The sequence below is a fragment of the Ruminococcus sp. N15.MGS-57 genome, assembly GCF_000980385.1.
GTDB lineage: Bacteria > Bacillota > Clostridia > Oscillospirales > Ruminococcaceae > Hominimerdicola > Hominimerdicola aceti.
Genome location: NZ_LARF01000018.1, coordinates 54,235 through 71,194, shown reverse-complemented (window position 1 = coordinate 71,194; position 16,960 = coordinate 54,235). Strand labels below are relative to the sequence as shown.

14 protein-coding genes and 1 other annotated feature are annotated in these 16,960 nt (G+C 42.9%); of the genes, 2 read left to right on the top strand and 12 right to left on the bottom strand.

The genetic code is table 11. The features are described from left to right. Nucleotides 1-2 precede the first annotated feature (2 nt). The 6 genes from WS40_RS05260 to WS40_RS05235 all read right to left on the bottom strand — a co-directional run bounded on the left by WS40_RS05260 (nucleotide 3) and on the right by WS40_RS05235 (nucleotide 6,089). On the bottom strand, nucleotides 3-998 hold the full coding sequence (locus WS40_RS05260; protein WP_046440760.1) for a deoxyguanosinetriphosphate triphosphohydrolase: 996 nt from the start codon (nucleotides 996-998) through the stop codon (nucleotides 3-5). Nucleotides 999-1,117: 119 nt separating this feature from the next. Further along, complete coding sequence (locus WS40_RS05255; protein ID WP_046440758.1) at nucleotides 1,118-1,738, bottom strand: YigZ family protein; 621 nt, start codon at nucleotides 1,736-1,738, stop codon at nucleotides 1,118-1,120. A gap of 55 nt (nucleotides 1,739-1,793) precedes the next feature. Then, a complete protein-coding gene (gene rpmE, locus WS40_RS05250; RefSeq protein ID WP_022288282.1) occupies nucleotides 1,794-1,994 on the bottom strand; it encodes a 50S ribosomal protein L31 in 201 nt (66 codons plus the stop codon). Between the two features lie 424 nt (nucleotides 1,995-2,418). Further along, nucleotides 2,419-3,081 (bottom strand): orotate phosphoribosyltransferase, encoded by a 663-nt coding sequence (gene pyrE / locus WS40_RS05245; RefSeq protein ID WP_046440755.1) that lies wholly within the window; start codon nucleotides 3,079-3,081, stop codon nucleotides 2,419-2,421. A gap of 45 nt (nucleotides 3,082-3,126) precedes the next feature. Beyond that, entirely contained in the window at nucleotides 3,127-5,376 is a 2,250-nt protein-coding gene (locus WS40_RS05240) for a hypothetical protein (protein WP_046440753.1), read from the bottom strand. 11 nt (nucleotides 5,377-5,387) lie between these two features. Beyond that, the gene (locus WS40_RS05235) at nucleotides 5,388-6,089 is read right to left on the bottom strand and encodes an ABC transporter ATP-binding protein (RefSeq protein WP_046440751.1); all 702 of its coding nucleotides are present in this window, start codon (nucleotides 6,087-6,089) and stop codon (nucleotides 5,388-5,390) included. A 149-nt stretch (nucleotides 6,090-6,238) separates the two neighbouring features. Here WS40_RS05235 and WS40_RS05230 point away from each other — a divergent pair, with 149 nt between their 5' ends. Continuing rightward, entirely contained in the window at nucleotides 6,239-6,775 is a 537-nt protein-coding gene (locus WS40_RS05230) for a nitroreductase family protein (RefSeq protein ID WP_022288286.1), read from the top strand. 210 nt (nucleotides 6,776-6,985) lie between these two features. Here WS40_RS05230 and WS40_RS05225 read toward each other — a convergent pair whose 3' ends face one another. From WS40_RS05225 to glgB, 3 genes are all read right to left on the bottom strand, one after another. Further along, on the bottom strand, nucleotides 6,986-7,984 hold the full coding sequence (locus WS40_RS05225) for a GGGtGRT protein (protein ID WP_046440750.1): 999 nt from the start codon (nucleotides 7,982-7,984) through the stop codon (nucleotides 6,986-6,988). Between the two features lie 15 nt (nucleotides 7,985-7,999). Then, complete coding sequence (locus WS40_RS05220; RefSeq protein ID WP_022288288.1) at nucleotides 8,000-8,692, bottom strand: iron-sulfur cluster assembly scaffold protein; 693 nt, start codon at nucleotides 8,690-8,692, stop codon at nucleotides 8,000-8,002. A 119-nt stretch (nucleotides 8,693-8,811) separates the two neighbouring features. After that, entirely contained in the window at nucleotides 8,812-10,596 is a 1,785-nt protein-coding gene (gene glgB / locus WS40_RS05215) for a 1,4-alpha-glucan branching protein GlgB (RefSeq protein ID WP_046440749.1), read from the bottom strand. 187 nt (nucleotides 10,597-10,783) lie between these two features. On the opposite strand from glgB, the gene WS40_RS05210 reads away from it, so the two are divergent. Continuing rightward, a complete protein-coding gene (locus WS40_RS05210; protein WP_022288290.1) occupies nucleotides 10,784-11,344 on the top strand; it encodes a TetR/AcrR family transcriptional regulator C-terminal domain-containing protein in 561 nt (186 codons plus the stop codon). A 119-nt stretch (nucleotides 11,345-11,463) separates the two neighbouring features. Here the strand turns inward: WS40_RS05210 and WS40_RS05205 are convergent, their stop codons facing one another. The 3 genes from WS40_RS05205 to galT are packed head-to-tail and all read right to left on the bottom strand — an operon-like array spanning nucleotide 11,464 to nucleotide 16,350. Beyond that, the gene (locus WS40_RS05205) at nucleotides 11,464-13,983 is read right to left on the bottom strand and encodes a YfhO family protein (protein ID WP_046440748.1); all 2,520 of its coding nucleotides are present in this window, start codon (nucleotides 13,981-13,983) and stop codon (nucleotides 11,464-11,466) included. Then, entirely contained in the window at nucleotides 13,970-14,833 is an 864-nt protein-coding gene (locus WS40_RS05200) for a PIG-L family deacetylase (protein ID WP_325208436.1), read from the bottom strand. The genes WS40_RS05205 and WS40_RS05200 overlap by 14 nt, the downstream gene beginning before the upstream one ends. Before the next feature lie 11 nt (nucleotides 14,834-14,844). Then, on the bottom strand, nucleotides 14,845-16,350 hold the full coding sequence (gene galT, locus WS40_RS05195) for a UDP-glucose--hexose-1-phosphate uridylyltransferase (RefSeq protein ID WP_046440746.1): 1,506 nt from the start codon (nucleotides 16,348-16,350) through the stop codon (nucleotides 14,845-14,847). Nucleotides 16,351-16,636: 286 nt separating this feature from the next. Continuing rightward, nucleotides 16,637-16,870, top strand: a binding site (T-box leader). Nucleotides 16,871-16,960 lie beyond the last annotated feature (90 nt).

Genomic DNA, 16,960 nt, shown 5'->3' with positions numbered 1-16,960 from the left:
CGCTAATACTTTGTCCACCCCAATGGGATAAACAGATTTTTAAAGGTCTCAATGGCAAAGCCGTCTGTCATGCCTGATATGTAATCGCAGATAGCACGGTCAATTCCGAACTGATAGGCGAGATTCATATAAAAGGCAGGCAGCTTTTCGATATGATGAACATAGTAGTCATAGAGCTTTGCTATCATGTCTTTAGCCTTGACTTCTTCTGATTTGCACTTTGGATTTGTGTACACAAAGTCAAACATAAATCTATGCAGTGCAGTGTAGGCGTCACTCACTTCGTCGTCCATATGCAGGCTTTCGGCTCCGCCCTTGATAAGCGAGGTCACAAGAGTGGTTATCCTCTCAGACTTGGATCCGCCAAGAATCTTTGTGATGTTTTTCGGGATATCCTCCTCGGTCATAATGCCTGCACGAACGGAATCGTCGATATCGTGATTTATATAGGCGATAACGTCTGCAAATCGCACAACATAGCCCTCTTTCGTGTCGGCTATCATGTTAGTGTGCTTTAATATTCCGTCACGGACTTCTTCTGTGAGGTCAAGACCCTTGCCGTCTTTTTCCAAAATATCCACTACACGCAGGCTTTGCTCATAATGGTGAAAGCCGTCAGGGCTAAGCTCGTTGAGAGCCCTTTCTCCTGCATGACCAAAAGGCGTATGACCAAGGTCATGACCCAGTGCGATAGCTTCGGTGAGATCTTCGTTGAGCCGCAAAGCTCGTGAGATAGTCCGTGCGATCTGACTTACCTCAAGTGTATGAGTAAGTCGTGTTCTATAATGGTCGCCTGCAGGGGACAGATAGACCTGAGTTTTATGCTTCAGCCGTCTGAAAGAGTTGCAGTGAAGTATCCTGTCACGGTCACGCTGGAAACACGTCCTCAGCGGACAAGGTTCGCAAGGCTCTTTACGCCCTTTTGAATCAACAGACAAGCAGGCGTTTTCGCTCAGAAGTTGTTTTTCAAACAACTCGGTTTGTTCTCTCGGCAGCACAAAAATTCCCCCTTACAGTATATAAAACATACTAACTCTATATAATATATACTATAATAGTTCAAAAAAGCCTTTATTTTTACATAAAGGCTGAATGTTTTTGTATAATCGCACAAATCTCATGCAAAATCAGCGAGAAGATTTGTTTCTTCTGACAATTCAAGCTTGCCGCAGGATATATCCGTAAGCTGTTTTTTCAGCTTGTCTGATAATTCAGACTTCACAAGAAACGCAAGATCTACAGAATCGGCAAAGTCCTCTTTTTCCATTATCACGCCATATTCGGGCAGTGCATAGCTGACCTTGCCATAAAGTGTATAGTCGCAGGAAAAGGATATTCTTGAACACTCACACATTTTCATTTTTCTTGCAGCGTTCACCGCCATTGAACAACCTTGAGAATAGGCTCTTGTAAGACCGCTTGCCCCCAAAAGTATTCCACCGAAATATCGTGTCATCACCACACAAACGTCTGTAAGCCCAGATTTGTTTATTACATCAAGCACAGGCACTCCGCCTGTACCCTGTGGCTCACCGTCGTCGCTGTATCGTGAAACGTTACCCTCTCTCAATACATAGGCATAAACGTTGTGCCTAGCCTTGCGGTTTTCGGCTTTTATCCTGTTTATAAATGCGACAGCCTCATCAGCGGTGCTGACAGGTGCGATATGCCCGATAAATTCGGACTTTTTCTCCGTAAAGCTCGCCTGAGCTTCCTCATAGATTGTTGTATATCCCATTTGGTTTCCTCATATAAAAGAAAAAAGGAACGGAATTATCCGTTCCCTTTGAAAATTAGTCAAGATTAAATCTCTTCTTGAATCTGTCAACACGTCCGCCTGTATCTACGAGCTTCTGCTTACCTGTGTAGAATGGGTGGCACTTAGAACAAATTTCAACCTTGATATCCTTCTTTGTAGAACGAGTATGGATAACATTACCGCATGCGCAAGTAATTGTTGTTTCCTCATACTTTGGGTGAATTCCTTCTCTCATTTGACTTCCTCCTTCCAAACTAAAATTATGACTCATAGAAGCCCATCATTTCAGTTTAGACAGTAGTTCTATGTAGTATTTATCAATATGCTGAACAAATCAGCTTTATTATTATACCATTATATACGTCACTTGTCAAGCACTTAACACTTTTTTTACAATTATCCTGCCCATTTCGACAAAACAAAAAGGCAACCCATTGGCTGCCCTTTGCTTGTGTAAAAATTTTGGAGAGGATGAAACGAGCTAAGAGTTTGATCTTAGTGTTTACATTCTTTTTCTTTCTCTGTTCTACATTACATATTATAGCCTTTAGGGGCTGTAACTTCAAGAACAGACAAGTTACATTTCACTACAATACTGTTACAAATTATTTCAATTTGTAACTTTAAAATAACCTTAAATTTTTCTCAATGCAGGCTTATTATTCGTGGTCAACTCCGTATGCTGCACGGTATTCCAGCATTTTGTCAAGATACTCTTTGCCCTCAACAACACCGTCCTGAATAGCCTTGATGATATCGTTGATGTTTACGATAGAGTATACCTTTACGCCAAAGTCTTTATAAGCCTGTTCAACAGCTGAAAGGTCAGTATCCAGTGCCTTTTCCATTCTGTCAACTGTTATCACCATGCCTGTTACGTTTACGTCTGCGGCACTTTTGAGCTTTGGCATTGACTCTCTGAGAGCCTTGCCAGATGTCATAACATCGTCGATGATTATTACCTTTTCTCCGTCTGCAAGCTTCTTTCCAACGAACATTCCGCCCTCGCCGTGATCCTTAGCTTCCTTTCTGTCAAAGCAGTAAGAAACGTTAATGCCATACTTTGTTGCAAGCGCGATAACGGCTGAAACAGCAAGAGGAATACCCTTATATGCAGGTCCGAAAAGTGTTTCAACAGGTATTTTGTTGTCAGCTATGCAATCAGCGTAAAAGCCGCCCAGTTTTGCAAGCTGTTCACCTGTTTTATAGTTTCCGCAGTTGATGAAATACGGAGCTTTTCTGCCACTTTTAAGAGTGAAGTCGCCAAATGTGAGAACTCCGCTGTCTACCATAAATTTTATAAATTCTTCCTTGTAGGTCATATTGAACTTCCTTTCAATTATGTTACTTTGATTATACCACATTTTTCACGGCTTTGCAAGGTTTTTTTGTCTGCCGAACATAAGTCCGTGAGAGCCTGTGGCAAGGCAGAAAACGCCGTGTTCTCGCATATCTCCGCATATTGAGTGTATAACGCCGTATTGCTGTCTATCGGTGTTTATACGTGCGAAGCTTTCGCCAAGATCATCAGAAATATAAAAGCCGTATTCACCACTGATATTTCCTGTGACATACATTGCAGGAGTTTCCTTAAGCCCTTTTCCAAAGCCTATGCAGTTAATCCTGTCCTCAGGGAGAATATCACTTATACCCACGCTGTCACTCTTTATCTCAAAGCGGTAAAGTCCTTTTATGCCGTTTGCAAGCCAGAATACTCCGCTTTTATCTGGCTGTCTTGAAAGCTGATAGTGAGCGTATCGTGGACACTTTATGTCCGTTTTTATGGACACTTCTCTGAAAGTCGCACCTTTGTCACGGTTGATGTAAAGCCCCAGATTTTCTCGTTCTGCTATGGCGAAGAAAAGATCGCTGTTGTAATAGTCCGAGAAAATTTTTACGTTGTGTTCATCTGCTGAGTTTCCACTGCTGTCCGTAAAAATGGACTTTTGCCATGTTTTGCCCTCATCGTCGGTATAGCAGACAGCCTTGTTAGAAAAGCCTCTGCCGCCTGCAACAGCCCACATTATGCGTTTGCCGTCGGCAGATATCGCTGTCCAACCTGAGTCTACATTAGGCTTTTCGATGTTGTCAAGTTTTTTGTCTATAAACTCAGAAAGCCCACGGGGCATGGGAAGTCTTTCCCATGTTGAACCGCAATCTTTGGATAAGATCAGACCACCTTTTGTTTTGCCCGTCCAGTTGCCACGGGGAGTTGCGACGATGTATTCGGGGTCGCTGAGGGTGAGATCAGCATTAAGGCAGGTGATGTAGCGGTCGCCATTTTCGTTTGCAAAGGAATTTTCGCACTCACTGTCATAATCTTCAAAGGCAAAGCCTCCAAGGTCGCCAATGATATCTATAATGCGATTCCTGCCATGGGGAGTGGTGTATACATTAAGGTGAACAGTTTCCTCGATGCCCTCGCAGAATGGTTTGACAAGCACATCTCCGCTTGCAAGACCTGTTATCATGAACAGACCTGTTCCTGTGTTGAACAAGGCTGTGTCGCTGTCAAAAGGTGAAAGCTTTATGTCGCTTATCCAGTGGACACAGTTTCCGCCGCCGTTGTATCGTGGTTTCATGTATGGGATATTCCAATCGAAGCGGTTGTAGTTAAGACCATTCATTATTATCTTCCAGTTTTCACCGCTGTCGGTGCTTGTATAGATTATATCTCCGCCATTTTTTCGGCAGACAGTTGATAGCAAAAGCATTTTGCCGTTGGAACATATTCCGCTGTAGCCGCATGGGATATGGTCCTCGGGGGTGATGTCTTTGTCAAAAACAGTCACTCCATTTTCGATGCGGTATCTGTATACCTTGCCGCCTGAAAGCGAGCCTGTGTCGCAAGCATAAGCACCCATGCCACCGTAGAATACTTCTCCGCTTGAAGCAAAAGTGATGTATATATATCTGCTGTCGCTGGTGATACGCTGTGGCACGAAGCCATAATAGGAGGAGTTTTCATATTTCACAGGGGGGGCGGTGAGGGGAACGAAGCTTTTCAAGCCGTCTGTGGAGCAATACAGAGTGTGACCTCTTGTTACACCGTCAGGGGAGTTTGCTTCACCTGAACAGCCTGCTATAAAAAGTTTGCCCTCACTGTCTGTCCATATAAGCGAGATGTTTTTCTCGCCAAACAGGTCTACGCTTTGCCAGCTATCGCCCATATCCTCAGAATAGATAATTCCTGCGGTCTGAGAGCCGAAATACACCCTGCCGTTTTTGTAAATAAGTCTGTCACCTGTGGCTCTGCCAACTTCATTTCCGTGAACGCTGCATGGCAGTGCCTTTTGTATTATATTTTCTCCCTTGTCATCAGATATGCAGATATAATTTGAACGTTTATCTCCGCATGTGAAAAACAGCTTATTGGGGTCATTTTCATCAAGGGCTATTGCAAGGGGATAGGTCTGTGCAGGGTCGTCTGCGGTAACTTTGTCTGCCAGATACGCCCAAGTTTGTTTATCAAAGTCATAGCGGTAGATACCGCCTATGTCAGTGCGGATATACAGCGTTCTGCTGTCGGTGGGGTGAAAAGTGATACCTGTCACAAAGCCGCCTCCGCCTATTTTCAGATTGCCATATTCGTATTTGACAGGTGAAAGAATTTTCATATATTTCTCCGTTACCATTCGATAGTAGAAACGTCAACAGGATCTTTGTTTATCTCAACTTTGTCTACCTTGCTGTTTTTGACGGTTATAACTCTGTCAGCCATTGGTGCGATAGCGGAGTTGTGTGTGATGACTATAACTGTCACACCGTCATTTCGGCAGGTATCCTGCAAAAGTCTGAGGATATTTTTGCCTGTGTTGTAATCAAGAGCGCCCGTTGGTTCGTCGCAAAGAAGAAGCTTAGGATTTTTCGCCAATGCTCGTGCGATAGAAACACGCTGCTGCTCGCCGCCTGAAAGCTGGGAGGGGAAGTTGTTCATTCTGTCCTCAAGTCCCACTTTTTTCAGCACTTCTTCAGGCTGTGAGGCATGTGCGCATATCTGTGTGGCAAGCTCTACATTTTCCTTAGCAGTAAGATTATTCACAAGATTATAGAATTGAAAAACAAAGCCTATGTCATATCTGCGGTATGTTGTGAGCTGCTTTTTATTAAAAGTGGCAATGTCCTTGCCGTCAACAAGGATCTTGCCCTCGTCGCAGGTATCCATGCCGCCGAGCATATTAAGTATAGTAGTTTTTCCAGCACCGCTTGCGCCTACTATAACAGCAAATTCGCCCTTTTCTATCTCAAATGAAACACCGTCTGCGGCATTTATGGTTATCTCGCCCATTATGTATCTTTTATAAACGTTCTCGAATTTTACAAAGCTCATAGTCTGCACCCCCATATTGTCTTTACGTTATTGTATCACAATAATATGAACATTTCAAGGGCTTTTGCTACTTGAAATGGTGGAAGTGATATGTTATAATTGTATCTGAAATAGGCGTGGGCCTCACATTTTGACAAGGAGAGATATAAATGGAATTTCAGAAGCTTATTGAAAGCAGAAGAAGCATAAGAAAATATGACGGCAGTAAAAAGGTAACAAAAGAGCAGATAGAAACGCTCATAGCTGCCGCAACAGAAGCACCATCGTGGAAAAACTCTGAAACTGCAAGGTATTACTGTGTTCTCAGCGACGAGATGACAAAGAGGGTAAGAGAGGAGTGCTTGCCTGGATTTAACAGAGAAAGGTCCGAAAATGCAGCGCTTCTTGTAACGACTTTTGTACACACAAGAGCAGGTTTTGACAAAGAGGGTGATCCTGATAATGAAGTCGGCAATGGCTGGGGCTTTTACGATCTTGGTCTGCACAATGAGATACTTCTTCTCAAAGCGGCTGAGCTTGGCTTAGGCTCGCTTGTAATGGGCATCAGGGACGGAGAAAAGCTCCGTGAGGTGCTTGAAATACCTGAAAGCGAGATCGTAGTATCGGTTATAGCCGTTGGCTATCCAGCAGAAGCCCCTGCCAGACCTAAAAGGAGAGCTGTTGAGGATATTGCAAAGTTCTTTTAATATGGGAGTTATGCAGTTTTTTAGCTTGTATTTGTGATATTGACCTTCCTGCGCTTTAGTTTGGTCGTCAGACCTTTCTTACAGCATGGGGAGGTCTTTTTTTGCATAAAAATAAGGCGTTAGAACAAAATCTAACGCCTTACTGATATTCTTTTGAACACGAAGTCTTATCGTTGTCCCATTACAAAACTTGTGAATTGGCTTAAAACCTTACTTCATAGCCTCTTCAACTGCAACTGCGCAAGCAACTGTAGCACCAACCATTGGGTTGTTGCCCATACCGATAAGACCCATCATCTCAACGTGTGCAGGAACTGAAGAAGAACCAGCAAACTGAGCGTCGCTGTGCATTCTTCCCATTGTATCTGTCATACCATAAGAAGCAGGACCAGCAGCCATGTTATCTGGGTGCAGAGTTCTACCTGTTCCTCCGCCTGAAGCTACTGAGAAGTATTTCTTGCCCTTCTCAAGTCTTTCCTTCTTGTATGTACCTGCAACTGGGTGCTGGAATCTTGTTGGGTTTGTTGAGTTACCTGTGATAGAAACGTCTACGTTCTCTTTCCACATGATAGCAACGCCCTCGGTAACATCGTTAGCACCGTAGCAGTTTACCTTAGCTCTCAGACCGTCAGAGTATGCCTTGCGGAATACTTCCTTAACTTCGCCTGTGTAGTAATCCATTTCTGTTTCAACATATGTGAAGCCGTTGATTCTAGCGATGATCTGTGCAGCGTCCTTGCCAAGACCGTTAAGAATAACTCTCAGAGGCTTTGTTCTAACCTTGTTAGCCTTCTCAGCGATACCGATAGCACCCTCAGCGGCAGCGAATGATTCGTGGCCTGCGAGGAATGCGAAGCACTCTGTGTCCTCTTCAAGAAGCATCTTGCCGAGGTTACCGTGACCAAGACCAACCTTTCTCTGGTCAGCTACAGAACCAGGGATACAGAAAGCCTGAAGTCCCTCGCCAATAGCAGCAGCAACGTCAGCAGCTCTTGTGCAGCCCTTCTTGATAGCGATAGCGCAGCCTACTGTGTAAGCCCACTTAGCGTTCTCAAAGCAGATAGGCTGAATGCCCTCAACGAGCTTATAAATGTCAAGACCCTTAGCCTTGCATACGTCAGCACACTCTTCGATAGTGTTGATACCGTACTGATTGATAACAGCAAGGATCTGCTTTTCTCTTCTCTCATATGATTCAAATAAAGCCATTGTAACAAATCCTCCTTATTCTTTTCTTGGGTCAACGATCTTAACAGCGTCAGCTACTCTACCGTACTGACCCTGTGCTTTTTCAAAAGCAGTGTTAGCATCGTCGCCAGCCTTGATGAAGTCCATCATCTTGCCGAAGTTTACAAACTTGTAGCCGATGATCTCGTCATCTTCGTTAAGTGCAAGACCTGTAACATAGCCGTCTGTCATTTCAAGGTATCTAGGACCCTTTGCAAGTGTACCATACATAGTACCTACCTGTGAACGAAGTCCCTTACCAAGGTCCTCAAGACCAGCGCCTACTACAAGACCGCCCTCAGAGAATGCACTCTGTGAACGACCGTAAACGATCTGGAGGAAAAGCTCTCTCATAGCTGTGTTGATAGCGTCGCAAACGAGGTCTGTGTTAAGAGCCTCGAGAACTGTTCTGCCTGGAAGGATCTCTGATGCCATAGCAGCAGAGTGTGTCATACCTGAGCAGCCGATAGTTTCAACGAGACATTCCTGGATAACGCCCTCTTTTACGTTAAGTGTCAGCTTGCAGCAGCCCTGCTGTGGAGCACACCAGCCGATACCGTGTGTAAAGCCTGAGATATCCTTGATTTCCTTAGCTTTTACCCACTTTGCTTCTTCTGGAATTGGAGCTGCACCGTGAGCAACGCCCTGAGCGATAGGGCACATTGTTTCAACTTCGTGAGAATAAACCATTATTTACATAACTCCTCTCAAATGATTTTGGTGTAAATGTTGTATATTACATACACTCATATTATAACGCATATTTCGCCATTTTGCAATAGTATTTTATGATTTTTAATATTTTTTTCTCATTCTGTGGTAATTATAACGCTGCTGAGAGGTGCGAGTCTGAGTGGCAGCTTATAGTTTGTGGTATAAAGACCGCTGTTTATGCAGTTTGATCCACTATAAATATCACGGTCAGAGTTGAGAAGCTCTTTGTAGGCTCCGTTTTGCTCGACCTTCAGGCTATAGTTCTGATAGCTTCCGGAAAAATTGAACACCATATAAAGCGTCTTGCCGGAAGGGTCGCTTCTGCGGTAGGCATAAATGCACTGATTTTTGTTGTCTGCGTCTATCCAGCGGAAAGATGTGGAATTATAGTCGGACTTATACAGTGCAGGCTGTTCAAGATAAAGCTTGTGGAGTGCTTTCACATACTCGTGTAATGAATCGTGTATAGGATATGTGAGCAAATTCCAGCCAAGCTCTTTTTCATCACGCCATTCAAGATATTCGCCAAGCTCGTTGCCCATGAAGTTGAGTTTCTTGCCAGGGTGAGTGAACTGGAAAGTATACAGTGCTCTTATGGTAGCAAACTGCTCCTGCTGACTGCCGAACACCTTATCCACCATGGTTTTCTTGCCGTGAACTACCTCGTCGTGGGAATAAGGAAGAATGAAAAGGTCATTATAGAAATAACTCATGGAGAAAGTCATTTTATTGTGATGATTTCTGCGTTCAAAAGGCGGAGTCTTTATATAATTGATGGTATCGTTCATGAAGCCCAGATCCCATTTATAGTCAAAGCCAAGACCGCCGAACTCTACAGGGGCAGTGACCTTTGTGTAGTTTGTGGAATCTTCTGCGAAAAGCATAACGTCAGGGTGCATTTTCTGAATGGTGTAATTAGTGTTCTTCAAGAACCATATACCGCTGTCGTTCACAGCGTCATCAGTGTGGCCGTGACGATAGATAAGGTTTGCAACTGCGTCATATCTCAATCCGTCAACATGATATTTTTCTATCCAGAAATTAACTGAGGATTTTACAAAGCTAAGCACATGAGGCTTTGTGTAGTCAAACAGGGCAGTACTCCACTCGGAGTATCTGTCATACTCATTGTCGCTTTCAAAGAGGAAGCTTCCGTCATATATGTGCAGGGCATAGAAATCACGGACAAAATGTACGGGTACAAAGTCCAGAATAATGCCGATATTTTCCGCATGACAAGCGTCTATGAACTTCATAAGCCCTCTAGGGTCGCCGTAACGGCTGGTTGCGGAGAAATATCCCGACACCTGATAGCCCCATGAGCCGTCATAAGGATATTCCGTCAGTGGCAGAAGCTCGATATGGGTATAGCCCATTTCCTTTACATAAGGTATGAGCAGGTCTATCATTTCTTCATAGGTGTAAAAGCGGTCGGTTTCTTCTTTTCCCTCTTTTATGCGCCACGAGCCGAAATGCACCTCATATATGTTCATAGGCTTTTCATAGCATTTGTCACGCTTTGAGAGCCATTCTTGGTCATTCCAGTTATAGCTGTCGATATCATACACCACAGACGCATTTTTCGGTCTTACCTCGCTGTACACCGCAAATGGGTCTGAGCGGTAGTGCTTTTCAAGAGTAGGCGTTGTGATAACATACTGATAAATGTCACCCTCTTTTGCAGGGTGTTCAACGCTCCATACCCCACGTTCATCGCATTCCATAGGGATAATATCTCCATTCAGGCAAAGCTCTACCTTTCTTGCATGGGGCGCATAGGTGGAAAATCTTATGCCGTTCTCTATTTTTACTGCCCCCAGGGCTTCATACGCTCTACAGCTTTGACCATTTATAAATTCTGTGATGATATTGTCTTTCATGCCGTTTCCCCCTGTGAAAAATATGATAATGATAAAATATTTATAAAAAGTTATTGAAATTTCATAAATTTATGATATAATAAAAGTTAGCGCAAATTGTCTGCTTTTTTGACATTAATTCAGTTTAGTCTGATTTTTCCTCAAAAAAGGCCTTTTGTCGTTATGAATCTGAAAGGAATGTAGTTAAATGTCAAGCTCTGCGATAACCAAAAGTGCTTTGTGTGATTCACTGAAAAAACTCTGCGAGCAAAAACCCTTTGATAAAATATCCATATCCGATATAACAGGAGAGTGCGGTCTTAACCGCCAGTCTTTTTATTACCATTTTCAGGATAAATATGAGCTTCTGAGCTATATCTATCTTCACGAGCTTTTCGCTGACATCACAAAAGGCGTAAACTACGACAACTGGTATGAGCGTCTTGAAGGATTTCTCGTAAATATGCTCAAAGACAAGCGCTTTTACTCAAACACGCTAAAAAGCAACGAAAAGATATTCGAGCATTATCTTTTCAGAAGTATGCACAAGCTGTTCATCAGATTTTTCTATCACGCTGTTGCTATAACCAGAAAGCGTTCCGATAAGGCGAAGTTCTTTGCCGATTTTTATTCTCATGGCTATTGCGGAATAATAATAGATTGGGCAACGGGCGGAATGAGAGAAACTCCACATGACGTAATGCTGAAAATGCGTGAGCTTGCATACGAAAATGTTACCATTGGTGAGGGATTCAGACAGAACCTTTGACAAAAGTCACACAATCACTTTGTTATTTTATCATATTTTATGTAATAAGTGAATAGACAAACCTAAACATACGACAAAAAAAGCGACAGATCCAGATTTCTGTCGCTTTTATTTTTTTCCTACTTTGAAGCTTTTGATTTTCTTCTGTCAATAATAACGAATGCTATGAATATCAGCAAGCCTGCCCCTGAGAGAACTATACCCTCGTGGAGCAAAGGTGCGGTAAAGGTTATCTTTATGCTGTGTCTGCCCTTTGGTATCTTGAAGCCAAGGAATGCAGTGTCGGTCTTTTCACACTGCACTTCTTTGCCGTCGATCTCGGCGGTGAAGCCGTCGGTATACGGAATGGAAATGGTGAAATAGCCGTCATTTTTAACGTCTATAGTGCCGTTTATCACATTTCCGTGAGAGGTCTTCTTGTCTATCATGAACGGGTCAACGTCACGCACAAGGCTGTCTTTGTCGATGACATAACAGCGAACGTTGGTTATCTCATACTTGCCGTCAGAGAAATTCACTTTAACGCTGTCTGCACTATAGTCCTGACCTGTGGTTATGACATATTCAAAACGTCTGTTATTATTGTAATACTTCCAATCAGGTGCAGTGAGCTTGTTTTTATTGCCGTTTATGGACACCCAAGCGTCCTTTCTGCCACCCTTTATATCGTTGTTCACATTGAAAGATACAAACATTATCTCGTTGTTTGTGAGCGTTTCGGGAAGCGTTATCTCCTGAGTGAAAGGCTTTTTAGCGTCAATGGTGTATTTTCCCCATTCACGCTTTATCTGGTCGCACTCTGTAAAGTTGATGGAGCGTACCTTTTTGATATCAGATGAAAATGACTTTTCCGTCTTATCCTCAACTATTATATTATTGAAAAGAGCTTCCACTGAGTAAGGATAATTCAGGGAATTATATTCTTTTCTGCCGATAAGAGCATTGGTAGCATATCCGAAAGGCAGAACGTCATTGTTTTCATAAAGTGAAAGGCTTCCGCTCTCTTTTATCTTCTTGTAGCCTGACACTGCCTTTACCGGGTCGTCAGTGATAAGATATCTGTTTGAAAAATACATATCAGCAATAAGGCTTCGTGTCTGAGTGGTCAGGGAAGTGTTGCGGTATGAATTTTCGTTGTATATCTCGCTGTAATAAAATTTGTTGTAATCTTTATTGTGCAGTGAGGAATATATTGACATGGTGTAATAATCTGCATTATATATCATGTTCACTGTGTTCACTTCGTCAACGCAGTTTGAAGTTCTCGATATCTCCTCTTGCGAGCCGACATAATCTGCAAGTGTATTCATATCACTGCTGTTATCATATTCAAGCTCTCTTAAAGGCACAAGCTCGTCTGCAAAGTTTGCATATACTGTGGATACCACGAGGCAAAGGGACATTCCTATATTAAGTATGAATTCTTTTTTGCAACGTCTGTATACAAACAGGCTCGACATAAGCACAACAAAGTCAGCGATAATATAAAACTCCACTTTTTTGGTGGTTTTGAACCAGAAAACTCCTGCCAATGCAACTAAAAGGGTTATCACTGCAAGTGGTTTAAGCTTTAGCTTTCCTCTTATTATATCAAAATAGGTGTGTCCGAAAAGGAGCATACCAAGAGGAAGGAAAGGTATAAGAACTTTCGGGTCAACATACAGTGTGCCGTTTAACATATAGACTATTATAGGGCAGGTGGCTATTACCATCATAACGATCCCGAGAAATCTTCTATAGCGTTGTTTTGAGAACACCGCCGATATTATGCTAAGCACTGTGAAAAGGCAAAGTCCCATTGAGTAGTGATAATAGAGCAGGAATTTCAAGTTTACACCTGGTATGAACGACTTGAGATCAACATGGCTGTTGCCTGCCTCTCTGCCGGAGAGCATACAGTGCAGTGTCGGCAGGATAAGTACGCACGCCATTATCACTGCCAGGATAAGCCTGAAAGCGAATGCTGTTCCGTCTTTGCAGAACTTCTTGAAAGTTGGCTTTTCATTTATTTTCAGCCAGCGATAAACGCCATACACTGCCATTGCCGCAAGACCCGACACTGCAAAGAAATAGCTTGTCATGAGCATCAAAAATGCCCAAAGCGTCACCATGTATTTTCTCTTGCCCTCAAAATAATCCTCGATAGCCATAAAACCTAAAAGCAGGAACGGCATATAATTCACGAACATTATGTGCCTGTGACTGTGGAAGATAAGGGGTGCTGAAAAGAGAAACACAAAGCTCAGTGCAAACGCTGTGTTGTCTGTGAATTTCTGACGCATCCATATATAGAATATCCACAGGCTTGCTATAATGCCTATTATGGATACTATCTGTATATAGGTGGACATTTTCACAAAGGGCAGAAGATAAGAAAAAAGTATTAAAGGCGAATAAAGCCCATAATATGACAGATTATAGATGTTCTCACCACAACCTATGTTCGGGGCGAAGGAGGGAAAAAAGTCACCTGTTTTGTAAAAGAGCTTTCTGAAATAATCAGGGATAGCATAGTGCTGTCCGCCCCAATCAAGCTCAGAGCCATAGGCGTATTTAAACCTTGTGAGCGCAAGGACAAACAGAAGATATATCCCCGTAAGCACACAAAGATGTATTATATTTTTCTTACTGAGCTTCATTCACAGCCACTCCCATCGCAGTTGCAGTTTGTTTTTTCATTTCAGGGTGTTCGCTGTAGCGTTTATACAGCGTCCAATCCTCATAATAAGCCATATGCCACAGCTTGTTTACAGTTTTCTTTTGAGAGGTATACATATCCGCAAGCTTTTTCTTGAACTCGTATCTCTCTTTTGATATCTTTGGCAAAGTGTTGCCCACCACTTTCAGACGGCTAGCCTTGTAATACTTGCCAAAGCAGTAAAGGTCGCACTGGATATCGTTCTTATCGTATATCTCAGTGACGTAATTATGCACGTTTACATGGTGGATATGACCATATTCGCCTTTTTGATTATGCACAGCTATAAGCTTCCAATCCTTGCAGGTCATTATCTTTTCAAGGTCAGATTCGATACCGTCCTTAACAAGCGCCCAATCGTCACGCTTACCCCTGACTTTATCAGGATATTCAAGCATTATACACTCGTTGCCCGAGGCAGTCACCACGTCCTTGAACTCCTGAGAACGCACCTTATTTCTTCCGTTTGTTACACACACAACAAGATAGCCTTTATCATAAAGATGTCCTCCGCCCCAAAGCACTTCGTCATCAGGGTGAGCCACTATCATAAGCTTATCAGCCTTTGATGACGAAGCAAGCTGTAACTGTATGGCGGATATAGGCGCAACGTCATAAGCCTGATTAACAGTATCTCTTATGTGTCTTTCATAGCCTAAAAACCACAGTGTGCCTATAAAAATGACTATTGCCAGAATTATTGCTGTTTCCTTTATATGCCGTCTTGTAAATCTGAGCATAAAAATGCCCGCACCCTTGCAGGATCTCTTCTGCGAGATACGGGCGTTCACCTCTTTCTTTATTACTTGTTGTTCACATAGTCTATAAATCTTTCAAATGCAGCTTTTCCGTCTTTGTTTCTCTTATAAACGCCTGCATGTTCAAGCACCTTTGCGAACACGATGCCTATTTCTTTCTGCAAGACCTCGTGAACGTTCTCGGCTGTTATATTGTTTTTCTTTGATATCTCCTCAGCCCAGTCAGCGTGCTTTTCTATCAGCTTGTCACGGCGTACACCCGCTGTTCCCTCTGTGACCAGAACCTGAGCAAGCTTCTCCATTTCGCCTTTAAGTCTTGACGGAAGCACTGCAAGACCCATTACTTCGATAAGACCGATATTTTCTTTCTTTATATGATGAAGCTCCTGATGGGGGTGATAAACGCCAAGAGGATATTCCTCGGTTGTGATGTTGTTTCTAAGCACAAGGTCAAGCTCATATCTGCCGTTTCTCATTCTTGCGATAGGGGTGATAGTGTTGTGCGGCTCACCTTCAGTTTCAGCGTAAATGAACGCTTCTTCGTCGGTGTAGCCCCTCCAGGCTTTGAGTATCTTGTCAGCAAGGTCAACGAGAGCGTTTTTGTCCTCGCTGTTTATTCTGATAACTGACATAGGCCATTTAACGATGCCAGCGTCAACGTTCTCAAAGCCCTTGAAAACTATCTTTTCTTCAACAGGGGCTTTCGCCATTGCAAAAGTATAATGACCACCCTGAAAATGTTCGTGCGAAAGGATAGATCCGCCAACGATAGGCAGGTCAGCGTTTGAACCTATGAAATAGTGCGGAAACTGTCTGACAAAGTCAAAAAGCTTCTCAAATGCTGAACGGTCTATTACCATAGGCGTATGCTTTTTATTGAAAAGGATACAATGCTCGTTGTAATAAACATATGGGGAATACTGAAGTCCCCAGTCTGTGCCGTTTATTTTAAGGGATATAACACGGTGGTTCTGTCTTGCAGGGGAGTTCACTCGTCCTGCATATCCCACGTTCTCATAGCACAGCAGGCACTTAGGATATCCCGACTGCTTTGCAAGCTTTGCCGCCGCAATGGCTTTCGGGTCTTTTTCAGGCTTGGAAAGATTGATAGTTATATCAAGGTCGCCGTACTCTGTTGGAGCTATCCAGCGCATATCCTTCTTTACTCTGTATCTTCTTATGTAGTCCGTGTCCTGCGAAAGCTTGTAGAAATAGTCAGTTGCGACCTTTGCAGACTGGTGGTTGTAAAGTCCCCAGAACTTTGTGTCTACCTCTGACGGTCTTGGAGTAAGAAGCCCCATGAGTTTTGTGTCGAAAAGATCTCTGTATACAATAGAATTTTCTGTAAGGCCCTTTTCCACAGCGTAATCGAGAAGCTCTTTGAGAGTGCTTTCAAGATCAACGTTAGAAAACTCCTCCGCTGGTTCGTCATATTCCTCAAGGTCAAGGGCTTCAAGAAGCCTGTTTGTGGTATAAACTCTGTCGCTCTCCTCAATAAGTCCGCTTTCCAGACCATATGTTACAAGCTTTTTAATGCTTTCAAATATCATGTTATAGATCCCCTTTTGTACAAAAGTATGAGGGGTAACCCCCCAGCCAGCATCTATTATTATAGACCATTGCTTATTCTTTGTCAACCGACAGACAGGCTAATTAAGATACTTTTAAGCATTTGAAAAGCGTAATAAGAATATTTTAAGATTATTTTGCAGGGGACGCCAGCCCCTACATTTAATGCTATGAAAAACGATCTAGCATCGAATATTAACAAATTGTTAAATCGGCAATTGTCCTATTGACAAAAGCGGGAAGTATGGGTATAATAAAAACAATATGACAAAGGCGTTGACAGGAACAAAAGCAAAGTTCTGACATTACAGAGAGCCGTCGGTGGGTGCAAGACGGTATGCGGAATTTGTGATAACTCGTCCCCGAGCCTGAACGGTGAAATCTTACTAGCCGCTCACGGGTTCTCCCGTTATAGAGATACGCATTGATAGATGCGGCTGAGATATGCGGTGTGAGCCGTATATGAATGAGAGTGGTAACACGGCAAAGCTCGTCTCTCCTTTTTGGTAGGAGTGGCGATTTTTTTTTATGACTTTTTCCACATCACTATCAAAATAATTATCGGCTTTATATTTATAAGGAGGATCTGAC

What these genes read in the sequence shown, in the direction of transcription:
- WS40_RS05255 (WP_046440758.1), bottom strand. Translation starts at nt 1,738, where the DNA reads ATGGGATATACAACAATCTATGAGGAAGCTCAGGCGAGCTTTACGGAG.
- rpmE (WP_022288282.1), bottom strand. Translation starts at nt 1,994, where the DNA reads ATGAGAGAAGGAATTCACCCAAAGTATGAGGAAACAACAATTACTTGC.
- pyrE (WP_046440755.1), bottom strand. Translation starts at nt 3,081, where the DNA reads ATGACCTACAAGGAAGAATTTATAAAATTTATGGTAGACAGCGGAGTT.
- WS40_RS05240 (WP_046440753.1), bottom strand. Translation starts at nt 5,376, where the DNA reads ATGAAAATTCTTTCACCTGTCAAATACGAATATGGCAATCTGAAAATA.
- WS40_RS05235 (WP_046440751.1), bottom strand. Translation starts at nt 6,089, where the DNA reads ATGAGCTTTGTAAAATTCGAGAACGTTTATAAAAGATACATAATGGGC.
- WS40_RS05230 (WP_022288286.1), top strand. Translation starts at nt 6,239, where the DNA reads ATGGAATTTCAGAAGCTTATTGAAAGCAGAAGAAGCATAAGAAAATAT.
- WS40_RS05225 (WP_046440750.1), bottom strand. Translation starts at nt 7,984, where the DNA reads ATGGCTTTATTTGAATCATATGAGAGAAGAGAAAAGCAGATCCTTGCT.
- WS40_RS05220 (WP_022288288.1), bottom strand. Translation starts at nt 8,692, where the DNA reads ATGGTTTATTCTCACGAAGTTGAAACAATGTGCCCTATCGCTCAGGGC.
- glgB (WP_046440749.1), bottom strand. Translation starts at nt 10,596, where the DNA reads ATGAAAGACAATATCATCACAGAATTTATAAATGGTCAAAGCTGTAGA.
- WS40_RS05210 (WP_022288290.1), top strand. Translation starts at nt 10,784, where the DNA reads ATGTCAAGCTCTGCGATAACCAAAAGTGCTTTGTGTGATTCACTGAAA.
- WS40_RS05205 (WP_046440748.1), bottom strand. Translation starts at nt 13,983, where the DNA reads ATGAAGCTCAGTAAGAAAAATATAATACATCTTTGTGTGCTTACGGGG.
- galT (WP_046440746.1), bottom strand. Translation starts at nt 16,350, where the DNA reads ATGATATTTGAAAGCATTAAAAAGCTTGTAACATATGGTCTGGAAAGC.